The organism is Lysinibacillus sp. AR18-8 (genome assembly GCF_001705465.1).
Lineage (GTDB): Bacteria > Bacillota > Bacilli > Bacillales_A > Planococcaceae > Lysinibacillus > Lysinibacillus capsici.
Map to the genome: position 1 here is coordinate 139,328 of NZ_MDGU01000010.1, position 15,223 is coordinate 154,550.

Annotated in this window: 18 protein-coding genes and 1 riboswitch; of the genes, 10 read left to right on the forward strand and 8 right to left on the reverse strand. The window is 36.8% G+C overall.

The features are described from left to right. Nucleotides 1-216: 216 nt before the first annotated feature. The 3 genes from BFM98_RS09705 (at nt 217) to BFM98_RS09715 (ending at nt 2,498) form a co-directional block, all read left to right on the forward strand. The gene (locus BFM98_RS09705) at nt 217-1,479 is read left to right on the forward strand and encodes a dicarboxylate/amino acid:cation symporter (RefSeq protein ID WP_066037213.1); all 1,263 of its coding nucleotides are present in this window, start codon (nt 217-219) and stop codon (nt 1,477-1,479) included. Between the two features lie 176 nt (nt 1,480-1,655). Beyond that, nucleotides 1,656-1,859 carry a hypothetical protein gene (locus tag BFM98_RS09710; RefSeq protein WP_004224696.1) on the forward strand — a complete coding sequence of 68 codons (204 nt, stop codon included), beginning with the start codon at nt 1,656-1,658 and terminating at the stop codon, nt 1,857-1,859. A gap of 96 nt (nt 1,860-1,955) precedes the next feature. Continuing rightward, the gene (locus BFM98_RS09715) at nt 1,956-2,498 is read left to right on the forward strand and encodes a GNAT family N-acetyltransferase (protein WP_054549824.1); all 543 of its coding nucleotides are present in this window, start codon (nt 1,956-1,958) and stop codon (nt 2,496-2,498) included. A 37-nt stretch (nt 2,499-2,535) separates the two neighbouring features. Here BFM98_RS09715 and BFM98_RS09720 read toward each other — a convergent pair whose 3' ends face one another. The 8 genes from BFM98_RS09720 to BFM98_RS09750 form a co-directional block, all read right to left on the reverse strand. Further along, complete coding sequence (locus BFM98_RS09720) at nt 2,536-3,516, reverse strand: S66 family peptidase (RefSeq protein WP_066037214.1); 981 nt, start codon at nt 3,514-3,516, stop codon at nt 2,536-2,538. Continuing rightward, entirely contained in the window at nt 3,513-4,028 is a 516-nt protein-coding gene (locus tag BFM98_RS09725) for a GNAT family N-acetyltransferase (protein ID WP_066037215.1), read from the reverse strand. The genes BFM98_RS09720 and BFM98_RS09725 overlap by 4 nt, the downstream gene beginning before the upstream one ends. After that, entirely contained in the window at nt 4,000-4,146 is a 147-nt protein-coding gene (locus tag BFM98_RS23900; protein ID WP_175400735.1) for a hypothetical protein, read from the reverse strand. The genes BFM98_RS09725 and BFM98_RS23900 overlap by 29 nt, the downstream gene beginning before the upstream one ends. A 17-nt stretch (nt 4,147-4,163) precedes the next feature. After that, a complete protein-coding gene (locus tag BFM98_RS09730) occupies nt 4,164-5,267 on the reverse strand; it encodes a GNAT family N-acetyltransferase (RefSeq protein WP_066037216.1) in 1,104 nt (367 codons plus the stop codon). A 131-nt stretch (nt 5,268-5,398) separates the two neighbouring features. Beyond that, nucleotides 5,399-5,878, reverse strand: a complete 480-nt coding sequence (locus BFM98_RS09735) for a hypothetical protein (RefSeq protein WP_066037217.1) — start codon at nt 5,876-5,878, stop codon at nt 5,399-5,401. Nucleotides 5,879-5,884: 6 nt separating this feature from the next. After that, nucleotides 5,885-6,547 carry a potassium channel family protein gene (locus tag BFM98_RS09740; protein ID WP_004224679.1) on the reverse strand — a complete coding sequence of 221 codons (663 nt, stop codon included), beginning with the start codon at nt 6,545-6,547 and terminating at the stop codon, nt 5,885-5,887. Between the two features lie 141 nt (nt 6,548-6,688). Continuing rightward, nucleotides 6,689-7,144, reverse strand: coding sequence for a TlpA family protein disulfide reductase (locus BFM98_RS09745; RefSeq protein ID WP_004224678.1), 456 nt, complete (start codon nt 7,142-7,144; stop codon nt 6,689-6,691). 149 nt (nt 7,145-7,293) lie between these two features. Continuing rightward, on the reverse strand, nt 7,294-7,836 hold the full coding sequence (locus tag BFM98_RS09750; RefSeq protein ID WP_004224676.1) for a peroxiredoxin: 543 nt from the start codon (nt 7,834-7,836) through the stop codon (nt 7,294-7,296). 406 nt (nt 7,837-8,242) lie between these two features. On the opposite strand from BFM98_RS09750, the gene BFM98_RS09755 reads away from it, so the two are divergent. The 7 genes from BFM98_RS09755 (at nt 8,243) to thiW (ending at nt 15,028) form a co-directional block, all read left to right on the forward strand. Continuing rightward, on the forward strand, nt 8,243-8,785 hold the full coding sequence (locus tag BFM98_RS09755) for a helix-turn-helix domain-containing protein (protein WP_004224674.1): 543 nt from the start codon (nt 8,243-8,245) through the stop codon (nt 8,783-8,785). Between the two features lie 17 nt (nt 8,786-8,802). Further along, complete coding sequence (locus tag BFM98_RS09760) at nt 8,803-9,909, forward strand: ABC transporter ATP-binding protein (RefSeq protein WP_048391964.1); 1,107 nt, start codon at nt 8,803-8,805, stop codon at nt 9,907-9,909. Continuing rightward, complete coding sequence (locus tag BFM98_RS09765) at nt 9,899-10,708, forward strand: ABC transporter permease (RefSeq protein ID WP_066037218.1); 810 nt, start codon at nt 9,899-9,901, stop codon at nt 10,706-10,708. The genes BFM98_RS09760 and BFM98_RS09765 overlap by 11 nt, the downstream gene beginning before the upstream one ends. Next, nucleotides 10,705-11,502 (forward strand): ABC transporter permease, encoded by a 798-nt coding sequence (locus tag BFM98_RS09770; protein WP_048391966.1) that lies wholly within the window; start codon nt 10,705-10,707, stop codon nt 11,500-11,502. The genes BFM98_RS09765 and BFM98_RS09770 overlap by 4 nt, the downstream gene beginning before the upstream one ends. Continuing rightward, nucleotides 11,499-12,572 carry an ABC transporter substrate-binding protein gene (locus BFM98_RS09775; RefSeq protein ID WP_054549818.1) on the forward strand — a complete coding sequence of 358 codons (1,074 nt, stop codon included), beginning with the start codon at nt 11,499-11,501 and terminating at the stop codon, nt 12,570-12,572. Before BFM98_RS09770 ends, BFM98_RS09775 begins: the two co-directional genes overlap by 4 nt. Nucleotides 12,573-13,062: 490 nt before the next feature. Then, on the forward strand, nt 13,063-14,259 hold the full coding sequence (locus tag BFM98_RS09780) for an MFS transporter (protein ID WP_048391968.1): 1,197 nt from the start codon (nt 13,063-13,065) through the stop codon (nt 14,257-14,259). A gap of 66 nt (nt 14,260-14,325) precedes the next feature. Further along, nucleotides 14,326-14,433: riboswitch (TPP riboswitch) on the forward strand. A 94-nt stretch (nt 14,434-14,527) separates the two neighbouring features. Beyond that, complete coding sequence (gene thiW / locus BFM98_RS09785; protein WP_066037219.1) at nt 14,528-15,028, forward strand: energy coupling factor transporter S component ThiW; 501 nt, start codon at nt 14,528-14,530, stop codon at nt 15,026-15,028. Nucleotides 15,029-15,223: the final 195 nt, after the last annotated feature.

Sequence of the window (15,223 nt, forward strand, 5' to 3'; positions counted from 1 at the left end):
CTATGTTTTTGTATTATAACAATAATTAATTAACTATAGCGTACCATAACAGAGATAGTTATTGATATTACTATATTTATATGTAAATGTAAGTAAATGTACTTAATGAACGATATGTTTCTTATTTTCTAAATCTCTTTTTTAAAGAAATATTCGCTATGATACTTTTAGTGAAAGCGATATCAAAGAGAAAATTTAGAAAAGAGGTAGCAAAAAATGAAGTTACTGAAAAATTTGACTGTTCAGGTTATAGTGGCTATCATACTTGGGATTATTGTTGGAGCCATTTTCCCCGAGTTCGGTGCCAGCTTGAAAATCTTAGCAGACCTATTCATCAAATTAATTAAAATGTTAATTGCTCCTATTATTTTCCTAACAGTTGTTATTGGAATCGGCAGTATGGGAGATATGAAAAAGGTCGGGAAAATCGGAGGTAAGGCATTGCTTTACTTCGAAATAGTTTCCACAATTGCATTAGCAATCGGAATTGCTGTTGCTTTAATCGTAAGTCCTGGTACAGGCTTGGATACATCAGGTGCATCTGATGCTGATATTTCGAAATATACAACTGCTGCAGCTGAATCTGAGCAAGGCTTAGGTGCCTTCATTTCTAGTATTATTCCAGAAAATGTAGTTGGTGCATTGGCAACTGGTCAATTATTACCAGTCCTATTCTCTGCTGTTTTATTTGGCTTAGCAGCTGCCTCAATCGGTGCACCCGCAAAACCAGTCATCACATTCTTTGAGCAAGTAGCAGAGATATTCTTCAAGATTGTAAGTATGGTTATGAAAATATCACCAATCGGAGCTTTTGGTGCAATGGCCTATACAATTGGAAATTTTGGTTTAAAATCTTTAGGTAATCTAGGTTTATTAATGGCTGCCGTATATATAACAATGTTTTTATTTGTTGTCTTTATTTTAGGTGCCATTGCAAAGTTCTTTGGTTTCAGCATCTTTAAATTTATCGCTTATATCAAAGATGAGATTTTCTTAGTAATTGGGACTTCCTCTTCTGAATCAGCTCTGCCATCTATGATGCGAAAGCTTGAGAACTATGGTTGCTCGAAGCAGGTTGTAGGTTTAGTCGTTCCTACCGGGTACTCCTTCAATCTAGACGGGACTTCCATCTACCTGTCCATGGCTGCATTGTTTATCGCACAAGCATATGGAATGGAACTAACTTGGATTCAAATCATTACACTGCTCGGAATTTTAATGATTACTTCTAAAGGTGCAGCAGGTGTAACAGGCTCAGGATTTATTACATTAGCAGCAACTTTGGCTGCCTTCCCAATGATACCAGTGGAAGGAATAGCGCTGTTAATCGGTGTAGATCGCTTTATGTCTGAGGCTCGAGCTGTTACAAATTTAATTGGTAATGGCGTAGCTTGTGTTGTCGTGTCAAAATCTGAAAAAGAGTTTGACACAGCTATGGAAGAACGTGCACTTCAGGGAAAGACCACTATATCTTCCTAAGAAAAATGGTAGAAATGATAGCCATCTCTGTTTCACTATACTCATTATCATTCGAGTAAAAGCTATGTCCTTATGGATTGACGCTGACAACAAACAATTAGCTTACACTATCACCCAAAATAAAATGTTTACACTCTAGTAAAAAAGTGAAAGTTAATAGTAAGAGGTGATAGTGAATGAATGATAAAAAACAGGCAAAAACACGTAATACGAATAACCCTGATGTATTGGATACAGATAAAGAAAGCATTTTTGATAAACACGAGGACATGAAAACAGTAGATCCAATACCTGTCGAAGAATTGAATGAAAAAGTGAAAGATGAACAACATAAAACCAAAACTAAGGATTCCTCTGCAACAGATAAGCGCTATCCTTAATGTGATCGCTGCAAAAATGAATAAATATAAAAAGTCGACCTAATTCATAATTATGGGTCGACTTTTTTATATACTATTTGTTAAAGGGGGTAAATCATGAGTAAAATACCAATTATGAAAACGGAAAGGTTACTATTAAGACCAATTACACATGGGGATTTAGAAGCAATGTATGACTACTCTTCCAGTGAAAATGTGGCGCGTTATGTGACATGGCAAGCACACACGAGTTTAGAGGATACAAAGGCTTTTATGGCATTAATTTTTAATGGCTATCAGCAAGGCAATTTGATGTTATGGGGTATTGAATATGCAGGCACAATTATTGGAACGATTGATTTTGTGACCATTAATGACACCCATAAATACGCGGAAATTGGCTATGTGCTTTCTGAGGATTTTTGGAATAAGGGGTTCACAACAGAAGCAACAAAAAAACTCATTGACTTCGGTTTTAATGAATTAGATTTAGTACGTATCCAAGCACGATGCTTTGAAGAAAACATTGGCTCACAAAAGGTTATGGAGAAGTCTGGTATGCAGTTTGAAGGGTTATTACGGAAAAGTATGCTTGTTAAGGGACAATACCAAAATGTAAAAATGTACGCTATCACTGATGATGATTATAGGAACCTTTAGAAAATAAAGCCTTGCTACGATTTGCAAGGCTTTATCATTACAACCATCTTTCCAAACAGTATATCTTCTTAGCTGTGGCATCTATCCTAACTCGTTTGCCTATCGCAATTGGATGCATAGGATGTGTATGACAAATATCCACCTCTGCTAATATAGGAATCTTTATTCCATCCAACTGTTCAAGTAGAATATGATATGGCTGTCGACCCGTTCCTAAATCATCGTAGCATTCATGTTTCCCCAAAATAATCCCACTAACTTTGTTAAAGACACCATGCAATTTTAGCATTGCAAAATTCTTTTCAACAACAGCAGCATTTTTTAAGCAGTCCTCCACTAATAAAATATCACCTTCCACAATTTTAGGGAAATACGGCGTACCAATAAATCCATACATGGAATTGGCATTCCCGCCAATTAACCTTCCTTCAGCAACCCCACCCTGAATCGCTAACCATTCATTCTTCTTGAGTTTTTTATCCACTGTCTTCTCTAGCCAATTAACAGGTTCATCCGACCAATAAGAAGGCATTGGAATTTCGTATGGTAATGCTTGAGGCTTAAAGAAATAATGCTCAAAAAATTTGAAGGTATCATTTACCAATGGTTCAAACTCGCCAAAGGAAGGTACGAGGGCTGGACCATAAAAAGTTGAGATTCCCGTCTTTGCATAAAGTGCCAGTAGAACGGCCGTTGCATCTGAATAACCTACGACCAATTTGGGATGTTGACGAAAAGCCTCATAATCAATATAAGGTAGCATACTATTGGCATTGGTGCCCCCTATCGTAGACATAATCATATCCACATTTGGATTACGTAATAACTCATTCAATTCTTCTGCTCTTTCTTTTGGCGAACCTGAACGATAATAATCAGTTTTACCAGTTAGAGAACCTGTCACGATTTGAAAATTTTTATTCTCGAGAAATGCTTTAGCACGTTCATATCGTTCCAAAGCCGTCACCGTTGCTGGGGAGGACGGGGAATAAATGCCGATGTTTATTTTTGAAGTCATACGGTAGTTCCTTTCCCAATCAATAGTTTTGACATGTAGTATTCATTAATATATTGTCCATCTACATACAGCGAAGCCCGCTTCGTTCCTTCGATATCAAAGCCCATTTTCTTATACAAAGCAACACCAGCCTCATTATTTTCCATGACGGTTAATTCAAGACGATGTACACCATTCACTATTGCCCAATTTTCTACGTGTTGAAATAAAGCTGTTCCAATTTTTCTTCCTCTATAGTCACTATGTATGCCTATGACAAGATAAGCACGGTGAGCAATTCTTGACGGCTCATTGCCTTGTACAATTAAGTACGCCACAACCTGCTCATCCATTTCAGCTATGAACAAAGCTGAGTGGTGACTATGATATAGCTTATCTATATACTCCCCAAATGGCTTAGGTGCTAAATTTCGCTCACCTGGTCCAAATAACATAAAATTTGATGCCTCTGCATTTGCTATAACAGCTATAATTCGTTCACTGTCATGTCGGGTTGCTTCTCGTATGATCATGTTGAACACGCTCTCCTTCTAAAATATAGTCACCTGAATCCTCAATTCTTTTGTATTTATATGGACCTTGCCACCAAAGTATCTCATCACCCAGTGTTAGTTTTGCTGGAATTCTCATACTTTTCTTCGTCCCTTCTAGTAGGTTTGAACTTTAGCTACTAGCTTTTCATTCCTAAAATGGAGTGTCTCAGTATCTATGAGTGTGTATGCTTGTAATGTGGGATGATTTTCTATCCAGCGATCAAATGCCCTCCTTCTCTCTTGATCATTATAATGTGGACAATAGGTACCTGATAATAGTCCTAAGCCATTCCATTCCTCAAAATCATCATATGTATTTTCACTATAGCATTTTTCAAACCAACACATTGCCCCAGCACTGATGCCAGCTAATATAATCCCTTTTTGATAAGCTTCCTTTAACAATTTATCAAAACCATATTCTCGCCACTTTTCAAGAAGATAACCTGTATTCCCTCCACCCACATAGATAATATGCTGCGCTAGTACTTTTTCTCGAATGTTTCTATCATGCATATCTTTTTGCAAGATATGGGTTGCATCACAATGATGGAATGCTGCATAAAACTTCTCGATATACCCTTGTGCATCATTACTTGCTGTGGGAATAAAACAAATTTTAACTCGTTCATTTTTCTGAGTTTGTCGTAAAATATACTCATCGATAAATGAAGGGTTCTGCTGAGAAAACCCACCACCTGATAGGGCAATGATTTGTCTTATCGGTTGATTATTTTTACTTAATTCATAGACAGCTTGTTCCTGCCCAAATCTTTCTAACATCTGTACATTCTTCATTCCTAATTTTTCGAGCAAGCGACATGATGCCTTGTTCGCTGTTTGTGTTTCTGCCACAATAGATTCTATATTCAGATAATTCAAACCATCCTGAATTACCTGCGTTAGCACTTCAAAAGCTAACCCCTTCCCCCAAAACTGAGGTAAAAATTGATAGGAAAGCTCATATAACTCCTTATCATGGTATTCATCGATCGAGACAAGACCTATAAATTCACCTGTCTCCTTTAAAGTAATATATAAATATGTATTAGGGAATGGCGCTTCTAGCATGCCTTTAAAAGATGCTTCTATATAGCTGTTTGATGGAACACCACCGAGATAAGTTCGAACTTGTTTATTAGAGTAGAGTTTTTGTATATCTGTAAAATGCTCTGGTTGTAATTGTTCGATTACACAATTAGTTGACATGATTTTCATTACATCTAGCCCCCTTCTTTATGTCAAAGTTTAATCTAACTCTCTCGATGAAATCAAATATTTTTTCCAATTTTTCTTAAAAATAGAATAAAAAAGTAGTGACCAGCATGAATTGCTGTATCACTACCTGCTTATTGCCCGTATTGTTCAAGTAATCGTTGCGTGTTGGTCGATTGTTCGAGTACCTTTTTCTCTTTTGCCCAATAAACCAAATATTGTGCATCATCCACACGAAAAACCATTTGCTGTAACTTTTCATCAAGTTCAGAACTAATAGCCACTTTTAATATTTCTACCTCATAAAGAGGCTTATCCTTAATTTTATAAACGATATGATATACAGGCTTTTCTTCAAAAATAGTTCTTTCCTTTTTGGAAAGCTTCCTTACATGACTTAAAGGATATTTCTCAATAAAGTCTTGTGCTTCATCGCCTGTAGCATGAAATAGTGATTGATCTCCTTGGAATAATTCAATGTCGTCAATTTCTGTGGCATGATCTAGAACAAGTGAAATAGCTTCATCTTCACTTTTTTCTCTGTTTTGCATAATAAAAGCACCGACTAATAAAATACCAGCGAATATAACAAGTCTCCATCTGCGTTTCGTCATTTGCTCTTACCCATTCAAGGCCTTTTTAACAAAGCGATTTATATCAACATCAGCGCCTATAACAAGCATAATATCTCCTAATAAAATCTTGTCACTCGCCTGTGGAGATACGATAATATCAGCCCCACGCTTAATTCCTACAATATTGATGCCATATTTAGCGCGAATATCTAAATCCATAATGGAATAGCCAGCAATCGCATCATTAGCCTTTAATTCCATAATGGAGTGTTCATCTGATAGCTCTAAATAATCTAGAACAGTATTCGACAACATATTATTAGCAATACGAATACCCATATCTCGCTCAGGATGGACGACAAAATCTGCGCCAATTTTACGTAAAACCTTTTCATGGTAATCGTTTTGAGCTTTTACTGTAATTTGCTCAACACCAATTTCCTTTAAAATGATTGTTGTTAATATACTTGCTTGAATATCTTCCCCAATTGCTACAATCACGTGCTCAAAATTACGAATACCTAATGAATTCAACACCGATTCATCGGTTGAATCTGCAATAACAGCTTGTGTAGCAATGGAAGCAAACTCATCTACACGCTCTGAAGAATGATCAATTGCCATTACCTGTGCGCCCTGACTCATTAATTCACGAACAATACTGCCTCCAAAACGTCCAAGCCCTATGACTGCAAACTCTTTTTTCATCATAAAAATCCCTCCGAAAACTACTATACCACCATTGTAGCCTATTCTCTGCGATATGTATTGTCAAAACAAGAGCCAATTCGTCAATGGTGGACAACAAAAAAGACGAGGACCTTAATCCCCGTCTTCAACATATCATTATTATTCTGCGTTACGCATCTCATCTAGCACGCGGTTTACACGCTTTTCTAGCATTTTCATACCACTACCACCAGCTTGCATATGACGCAGCTGACCATCTTTATCGAACACAAAATATGCTGGAACATATTGGTTTTCAAAAGCATCTGTTAGCTTCATTTCACTATCTACAAAGATTGGTTGCACAATATCATGCTCTGCTGCTACTGCTTTAATTGTGTCTAAATCAGTATCTGCCTCAGAACGTGGCATATGTACTGCTACAACGTTTAATTCATCTTTATATTGATCGCGGAAATTGTTCACATCTGGCATTGCTTCTTTACATAAATGACAGCTTACTGACCAGAAGTGGATTAATGTTGGTTTTTTGCCTACTAATTCTGCTTTAGTTACTTCACCATTTAACCAAGTCGTTGCGCCAACTAATTCAGGCATTTGTTCACGAAGTTTCATAAAAATCCTCCTCTAAAAGATCGTTTGTCTTCAAATATTTAGATAACGGTATAAAAACTCTTTCCCAAAACAAAAATTCAGTTAAAAGTCCCCACAAGCTTGTCGTGGGGACTTTTAATTTTTCGCATAATGATTCGACTCTATTTAGATTATAGAGTTGCTTGGCCTGGACGCCAGTTAGCTGGGCAAAGACCACCAGTTTGTAGTGCTTGAAGTACACGTAGTGTTTCATCAACATCACGGCCGATGTTGTTATCAAACACTGTTTGGTATTTTAATTCGCCTTCTGGGTTGATGATGAATAAACCACGTAATGCGATACCTTCTTCTTCAATTAATACACCATATTCTTTAGATACTTGATGGTTTGTATCAGCAGCTAATGGGTATTTTAATTCACCAAGACCATTTTGCGTACGGTCTGTGTTAATCCATGCTAAGTGTGTGTGGATTGTGTCAGTAGAAACACCGATTACTTCTGCATCTAAGTCTTCGAACTCGTCATAACGATCGCTCATTGCAGTGATTTCAGTTGGACATACAAATGTAAAGTCCATTGGATAGAAGAAAAGAACTGTCCATTTATCTTGTGCTTTAATATCTTCTAATGATACTTTACCAAACGATTTGTCTGAAAGTACTGCTTCCATTGTAAAGTCAGGTGCTTGTTTACCTACCATGCGTTCTGCCATAATAAATCCCTCCGAATAAATATGTAGTTTATATATTCCATTCGCACTAGCGAACTCGTCTTCTACGATAGCAGAGTAACCGCAGTTTTTCAAACAAGTAAACTCCGCCCGTTTGGATGATTAAAATGGATTGACAAAAATTCGTCATATCCATAACTGGAATTATTGCTATTGTTTATCTACAAGCTATTTTTGACAATAATATTCTACTCTATTCAAAATTTTTCTCACTTTCATTTATACCCTATTTTTTAACTTTTTACAGCTATTTTTTTCACGAAAAACGATTGCAAATTTTTTATTATTATGTATAATTGTAATGGTTTTAGTAAACTAAAAGTTTCGTTAAAGTAAACTTCATATTTCGAAAGTTTATCATTGCTAAACTTCTCTTAGGAGGGAAAAGATGCAAATAGGAGCAAAAATTAAAGCGCTTCGTTTAAAAAAAGGTCTTACCCAAGAGGAACTTGGAGAACGTACAGATTTAAGCAAAGGTTATATTTCCCAATTAGAACGTGATCTAAACTCACCTTCAATTGAAACATTATTTTCAATCTTAGAAGTATTAGGGTCAAGACCCAAAGACTTTTTTGATGATGAATCACCTGAACAGAAGGTTGTTTATACAGAGGAAGACCAATCTACCTATACAGATGAAGAAAAAAAATATGAAATTCAATGGCTGATTCCTACTTCGAATGAAAAAGAGATGGAACCCATTTTCTTAACCTTTGCAGCAGATGGCGAGTTTAAACAGTTTGAGCCTTCGCTTTCTGAAACATTTATTTATGTTGTTAAAGGGCGTATTCGTCTCGTTTTAGGGAATGAACAGTATATCGCAAGTGAAGGTAACGCACTTTATTATGACGCGACAGACCATCATCAGATTTTTAATGCACATGATGATGAAACAAAAATTTTACTTGTCGCAACAGATTCTTATTTATAGCTTAAGGAGGCGCATCCATGACAACCAATTCAATTATCCGCTTTGAAAATGTTTCAAAGTCATATAGCGACGGTACCGTCGTTTTAAAAAATATCAATTTGGAGCTTGAAAAAGGGAAATTTTATACACTGCTTGGTCCATCAGGTTGTGGTAAAACAACCATTTTACGAATTATTGCAGGATTTACGGAACCTACAACAGGAAATATATTTTTCCATGATAAAAAGATTAATGCAGTTCCTGCCAATGAACGTCAAGTTAATACTGTTTTTCAGGATTATGCGCTGTTCCCTCATTTAAATGTGTTTGAAAATGTCGCATTTGGCCTACGTATTAAAAAGCTTCCTGAAAAGGACATAAAAGAGCGTGTAGCTGAAGCCTTAAAGTTTGTCAATTTGGCAGGCTATGGTAACCGCGAAATATCTGAAATGTCTGGTGGACAACGACAACGAGTCGCGATTGCACGTGCCATTGTCAATGACCCTGAAGTAATTTTACTGGATGAGCCACTTTCAGCTTTAGACTTAAAGCTACGTACAGAAATGCAATATGAGCTACGTGAATTACAGCAACGTCTTGGTAAAACATTTGTCTTTGTTACACATGATCAAGAAGAAGCACTTGCCATGAGTGATGAAATTTTTGTCTTAAGTGAAGGACAAATTCAGCAGTCAGGTACACCAGTGGATATTTATGATGAACCGATTAACCGCTTTGTTGCTGACTTTATTGGTGAATCCAATATTGTACCCGGCGTGATGATTGAGGATTTCAAGGTTGAATTTGCTGGCAAAGTTTTTGAATGTGTCGACCAAGGGATGAAGCCAAATGAAAAAATAGACATTGTCATTCGACCAGAAGATTTAGAAATGACAACGATCGATAAAGGCAAACTTGTGGTAAAAGTGGATACACAATTATTCCGAGGGGTACATTATGAATTATCCACATACGATAAAGATGGTAATGAGTGGCTAGTCCATTCATTGAAGAAAGCAGAAGTAGGGACTGAGATTGGCTTAGACTTTGATCCTGAGGCGATTCACGTAATGCGCTTAAACGAAACAGAGGAAGAGTTTGATAAACGATTAGAATCGTATGGAGACGATGAAGATGCAAACTAAAACATCAAAATCAGCGTTATTTCCATATGTGTTATGGATTGCCTTTTTCGTTATCGCGCCAATTGCACTCGTTGTCTATTATTCCCTGCTTGATTTACATGGCAACTTTACGCTCGATAACTATAAAGCGTTCTTTTCTTCTGTTTACTTAAAGATGACTTTGAGCTCGTTTTGGTATGCATTTTTAATTACATTCTTTACACTATTAATTTCATACCCAACTGCTTATTTTTTAACGAAGACTAAGCATAAACAACTTTGGCTTCTACTTATTATTATTCCTTCATGGATTAATCTTTTGTTAAAAACATATGCCTTTATCGGCATCTTTGGGTTTTACGGGCCTATTAATGCATTTATCGAAGTATTTGGCTTCGATCCAAAGCAAATGCTCTTTACCGATATTAGCTTTGTCTTTGTGTCGGTCTATATTTTTATTCCATTTATGATTTTACCGATCTTCAATTCTTTAGATCGTTTAAACCCAACGCTCATTTATGCAGCACGGGATTTGGGTGCTTCGGCTTTTACAACCTTCCGTCGTGTTGTTTTACCATTGACAATGGATGGCGTTAAATCTGGTATTCAAGTTGTCTTTATCCCTGCCCTATCCCTGTTCATGATTACTCGCTTAATTGCAGGGAACCGTGTCATTACTCTAGGCACAGCGATTGAACAGCAATTCCTTGTGACGCAAAACTGGGGTATGGGTTCCACTATTGCTGTATTCTTAATTTTATTCATGGTGATTATCATGCTAATTACGGGACAAAAGGATAAAGGAGGTCGCGTACGATGAACAAACTATCTGCTTCAGCCAAAGTCTATTTAACAATTGTTTTTATCGTTCTCTATGCTCCAATTTTCTATTTAATCTTTTACTCGTTTAATAGTGGCGGCTCCATGAATAATTTTGAATCCTTTACTTTGGAGCATTATCAAGCTGTTTTTGAAGATTCACGTCTTCTTGTTATATTAATAAATACGGTCATCGTGGCATTACTTTCTGCTCTCATTTCTACTATTATTGGTACGCTAGGAGCAATTGGAATTGTGACGGTTAAGGATTCTAAAATGCGTAATACTTTATTATCCTTAAACAATGTCTTAATCGTCAGCCCAGACGTAATTATCGGGGCTAGCTTCTTAATTTTATTTACAATGGTAGGCATTAAACTGGGCTTTGCATCTGTTTTACTAGCCCATGTTGCATTTAGTGTACCGATTGTTGTATTAATGGTTTTACCAAAGCTACTAGAAATGAATAACTCATTAATCGATGCAGCATTAGATTTAGGGGCAACGAAAAAGGACGTTATGATGCGTGTCATTCTTCCTTATATTCAGCCAGGTATTTTTGCAGGCTTCTTCCTTGCCCTTACGTATTCATTAGATGATTTTGCCGTGACATTCTTTGTAACAGGTAATGGCTTTAGTACTTTATCCGTAGAAATTTATTCAATGGCCCGCGCAGGAATTTCTCTAACGGTGAATGCAATTTCTGGATTAGTATTCTTTGTTACGGTTTTAGTTGTTGTTGGTTATTATTTCATGACAAGTCGTACGAGTAAAAGAATGGAGGGGCATCGATGAAGTCACTAATTCAAGCTACCATCGCCATCCTTGTCGTTTCAGCCCTTTTATTCTATGCGGCTGATGCCTTAAGTGCGGGAGGCGGTAAAAGTGGAAAAGACACGTTAACCATCTTTAACTGGGGAGAATATATTGATCCTGATTTGTTAAAAGAATTTGAAAAAGAAACAGGCATTCATGTCATCTATGAAACATTCGATTCCAATGAAGCTATGATGACAAAGATTCAGCAAGGCGGAACAGCTTACGATATTGCTGTCCCTTCTGAATATATGATTGAGAAGATGAAGGAAGAAAAATTATTAATTCCTTTAGATAAAACGAAAATCCCTAATTTAAAAAATATTGACCCTTACTTTTTAGATTTACCATTCGATGCTAACAATAAATATTCTGTCCCTTATTTTTGGGGAACAGTAGGTATTGTCTACAATCCAAGCCTTGTTGGAGACTTAGACTTCTCCTCTTGGGACGATTTATGGGACCCTTCTTTAAAGCGAAAAGTCTTTTTAGTAGATGGTGCGCGTGAAGTCATTGGGATGGGCTTAAACAGTCTTGGCTATTCACTGAATTCACTAGATGATCAGGAACTTCGTGAAGCTACTGACAAATTAATTACACTTGCACCAAATGTTAAAGCGATCATTGGAGATGAAATCACACCGTTAATGATCAATAATGAGGCAACTGTTGCCCTTACATGGTCTGGCCAAGCAGCTGATATGATGTATGAAAATGAAGAGTTAGACTTTGCTGTACCTGAGGAAGGCTCAAACTTATGGTTTGATAATATGGTCATCCCAAAAACATCGAAAAATATTGATGGTGCCCACGCCTTTATTAACTTCATGCTAAGTGCTGAATCAGGTGCTCAAAATGCTGATTTTGTAGGCTATTCTACTCCTAATATTGCCGCTATGGACTTAATGGACGAAGAAGTTGTTTCTGACGAACGCTACTATCCTTCTGAAGAACAACGCGATACATTAGAGGTCTACAAAAATTTAGGACCTGATTATTTAGGGAAATACAACGAATTATTTTTAGAATTTAAAATGAGTATCAGATAATTAAACTAGCGAATTGGTTTTCACACCAATTCGCTAGTTTTTTCTCTGCTTATCTAACTGTTTATTAAACTAAGAACATTTTCAATCGACTATTTGCATTATTATATTTATAAAATATTTTATCTAAATTTTAATAGATTCTCACATTAGTGTATTTTTGATAGTCCATAACTTCTAACGCTCAACATCGCTACAATTTATAGCCATGCTTTATACCATTACAGACAGACTCTCCAAATTTTTAATTCTCCCTTTATAAGAGAAGTCCCTCAATTGTTGTTGCTTTACTAATTTATCCTCCCATAGCTTCTTTTCCCTCAACTTTTATGACTAAAATGTATTATTTCATCATGCATAGGTGCGTGGATAAAAACTTTTGTGGAAAACCATTCTAAATATAGAACCAGTACTATAATCTTAACTATTAGCCAAGCAATAATTCTTTATGATAGACTGTACTATATTTGATTACAAAAAGGGGGTTCATTCGATGACCCAGCAGAAGTCCAATAAGGCGGCTTTGTATATTTTAATGTTTAATATGTTTATCGCAATGGGGAGTATTGGCATTATTATTCCTGTCATGCCAGAGTATTTAAAAATATTTGGTGCAGCAGGACAAGTTCTAGGTATGCTAATCGCAACGTTCGCCTTAGCTCAATTCGTATTTTCTCCTATTGCTGGGAATCTTTCAGATCAGTACGGACGAAAAAATTTAATTATTTTCGGTCTTATCGTAACAGGTCTTGCACAAATCGGATTTGGCCTTGCTACAGATGTATGGATGCTCTTTTTAGCACGATTTTTAGGTGGTCTAGGTTCCGCATTTGTTGCACCTCCTATTATGGCTTTTGTCGCTGACGTCACAACCTATGAAGAACGTGGGAAAGGTATGGGGATGTTGGGTGCCGCTATGTCTCTTGGCTTTATGATTGGACCTGGTATTGGTGGCTTTTTAGCAAAGGTAAGCTTACATTTCCCATTTTTCACAGCTGGAGCTGCAGCCATTGTAGCATCTATTTTATCTTACTTTTTATTACCTTCTACCAAACCAAACACTGCTCAACAGAAACAAAAGCAAGACAATCTGGCGAAGCAAATGGCTCGTTCCATACATATGCCTTATTTTGTTATGCTCATAATTATGCTGGTGTTCTCGTTTGGAATTGCAAATTTCCAAACGACATTGTCATTATTTGTGACAGAAAAGTTTAATTACACACCTGTAGATATAGCGATTATATTAGTTGTTGGTGGTGCTTTTGGAGTAGTAGTACAAATGTTTATTATTACACCACTGTTCAATCGTTATGGTGAAATGAAAGTAGTACTAGTAAATTTATTTATTGCATCCGTTGCTATTTTCTTAATATTATTTGTTTCTGGCTTTGCCCTTATTTTAGTTGTAGCAACAATTTTCTCTACAGCAACGACATTAATTCGTCCAGCTGTTAATACACTCATCTCAAAGCTTGCAGAGAAAGAGCAGGGATTTGCTGCGGGCTTGAATAATGCCTATATGAGCCTCGGAAATATGATTGGACCCGCTTTGGCAGGTTTATTATTTGACTGGAATATGAATAGCCCATATATTTTCGGTTCTATCATATTATTAGCCTGTTTCTTCCTAGCGCTCATCTGGACAGTGAAAAAAGCACCTCATTTAATGCATCCCGATACAAAATAGTCTGAAAAATCATTGACTATTTTTAGCAGTATGTTACATTATTGTTGATTCACAAAATTGAATGATTTTAACCACTAGGGGAGTCTTTAAAAGGCTGAGACGTATATGGTAATATACGGACCCTTTGAACCTGATCTAGTTCACACTAGCGGAGGGAAGTGGCGCTACTTGCTGTTGTCACTATACACACACAAGGCCGCTTCCTATTGTTTAAAGGGGGTGGCCTTTTTATTTTTCCTCACGAACTTTACCAAAAGGAGTGAACTTTATGTCAATTCGTAAATTAACAGTCATGGCTTTATTAGTAGCCGTTGCTGTTGCAGGCTCTACTTTCGTATCCATCCCAACAGGAATCGCACGTGCTTACCCAGTTCAGCATGCTATTAATGTGATAGGAGCCATTATACTTGGACCCGTACCAACAGTTATAGTTGCCTTTGTCACTGCCATCATTCGTATCCTTACTGGAACAGGCTCTCTACTAGCTATCCCTGGTAGTATCATCGGTGCGTTCTGTGCTGCCCTTGCCTATAAATATAGCAATAAAATGTGGTTAGCTGGTATCGGAGAAGTTATCGGAACGGGCATTCTGGCTTCACTTATTGCCGTCCCTTATGCAAAATTATTCATGGGAACATCTGTAGCAGTATTCTTCTTCCTACCAGCCTTTTTAACATCAAGTACGATCGGTGCTATTTTAGGTGTAATGGTTGCGAGTAGCTTGCGTAAAACAGAGCTAGTAAAGAGGTTTAATTCTTCTTTTTATTGAGAGAAATTGAATTATGAGCATTCATTGAGCTGGGGTAGTCCAATTTGGATCGCTTTTCTTCTTTTTATGAGCGGCTGTGGCTCTACTTAGAGCGCTTTTCTTCTCTTTATGAGCAAAGAGCCTACTTTTTAGATAATTCTTACCCTCTTTACAAAGGGGATAACTCTCTATTTCAAGGAATATAAAAAGCAGTGC

Coding starts and splice junctions, on each gene's coding strand:
- BFM98_RS09725 (WP_066037215.1), bottom strand. CDS start 4,028: ATGATCATACGAGAAGCAACCCGACATGACAGTGAACGAATTATAGCT.
- BFM98_RS09760 (WP_048391964.1), top strand. CDS start 8,803: ATGACAACCAATTCAATTATCCGCTTTGAAAATGTTTCAAAGTCATAT.
- BFM98_RS09710 (WP_004224696.1), top strand. CDS start 1,656: ATGAATGATAAAAAACAGGCAAAAACACGTAATACGAATAACCCTGAT.
- thiW (WP_066037219.1), top strand. CDS start 14,528: ATGTCAATTCGTAAATTAACAGTCATGGCTTTATTAGTAGCCGTTGCT.
- BFM98_RS09720 (WP_066037214.1), bottom strand. CDS start 3,516: ATGACTTCAAAAATAAACATCGGCATTTATTCCCCGTCCTCCCCAGCA.
- BFM98_RS09715 (WP_054549824.1), top strand. CDS start 1,956: ATGAGTAAAATACCAATTATGAAAACGGAAAGGTTACTATTAAGACCA.
- BFM98_RS09750 (WP_004224676.1), bottom strand. CDS start 7,836: ATGGCAGAACGCATGGTAGGTAAACAAGCACCTGACTTTACAATGGAA.
- BFM98_RS09780 (WP_048391968.1), top strand. CDS start 13,063: ATGACCCAGCAGAAGTCCAATAAGGCGGCTTTGTATATTTTAATGTTT.
- BFM98_RS09770 (WP_048391966.1), top strand. CDS start 10,705: ATGAACAAACTATCTGCTTCAGCCAAAGTCTATTTAACAATTGTTTTT.
- BFM98_RS09765 (WP_066037218.1), top strand. CDS start 9,899: ATGCAAACTAAAACATCAAAATCAGCGTTATTTCCATATGTGTTATGG.
- BFM98_RS09705 (WP_066037213.1), top strand. CDS start 217: ATGAAGTTACTGAAAAATTTGACTGTTCAGGTTATAGTGGCTATCATA.
- BFM98_RS09745 (WP_004224678.1), bottom strand. CDS start 7,144: ATGAAACTTCGTGAACAAATGCCTGAATTAGTTGGCGCAACGACTTGG.
- BFM98_RS09735 (WP_066037217.1), bottom strand. CDS start 5,878: ATGACGAAACGCAGATGGAGACTTGTTATATTCGCTGGTATTTTATTA.
- BFM98_RS09730 (WP_066037216.1), bottom strand. CDS start 5,267: ATGAAAATCATGTCAACTAATTGTGTAATCGAACAATTACAACCAGAG.
- BFM98_RS09740 (WP_004224679.1), bottom strand. CDS start 6,547: ATGAAAAAAGAGTTTGCAGTCATAGGGCTTGGACGTTTTGGAGGCAGT.
- BFM98_RS23900 (WP_175400735.1), bottom strand. CDS start 4,146: ATGAGAATTCCAGCAAAACTAACACTGGGTGATGAGATACTTTGGTGG.
- BFM98_RS09755 (WP_004224674.1), top strand. CDS start 8,243: ATGCAAATAGGAGCAAAAATTAAAGCGCTTCGTTTAAAAAAAGGTCTT.
- BFM98_RS09775 (WP_054549818.1), top strand. CDS start 11,499: ATGAAGTCACTAATTCAAGCTACCATCGCCATCCTTGTCGTTTCAGCC.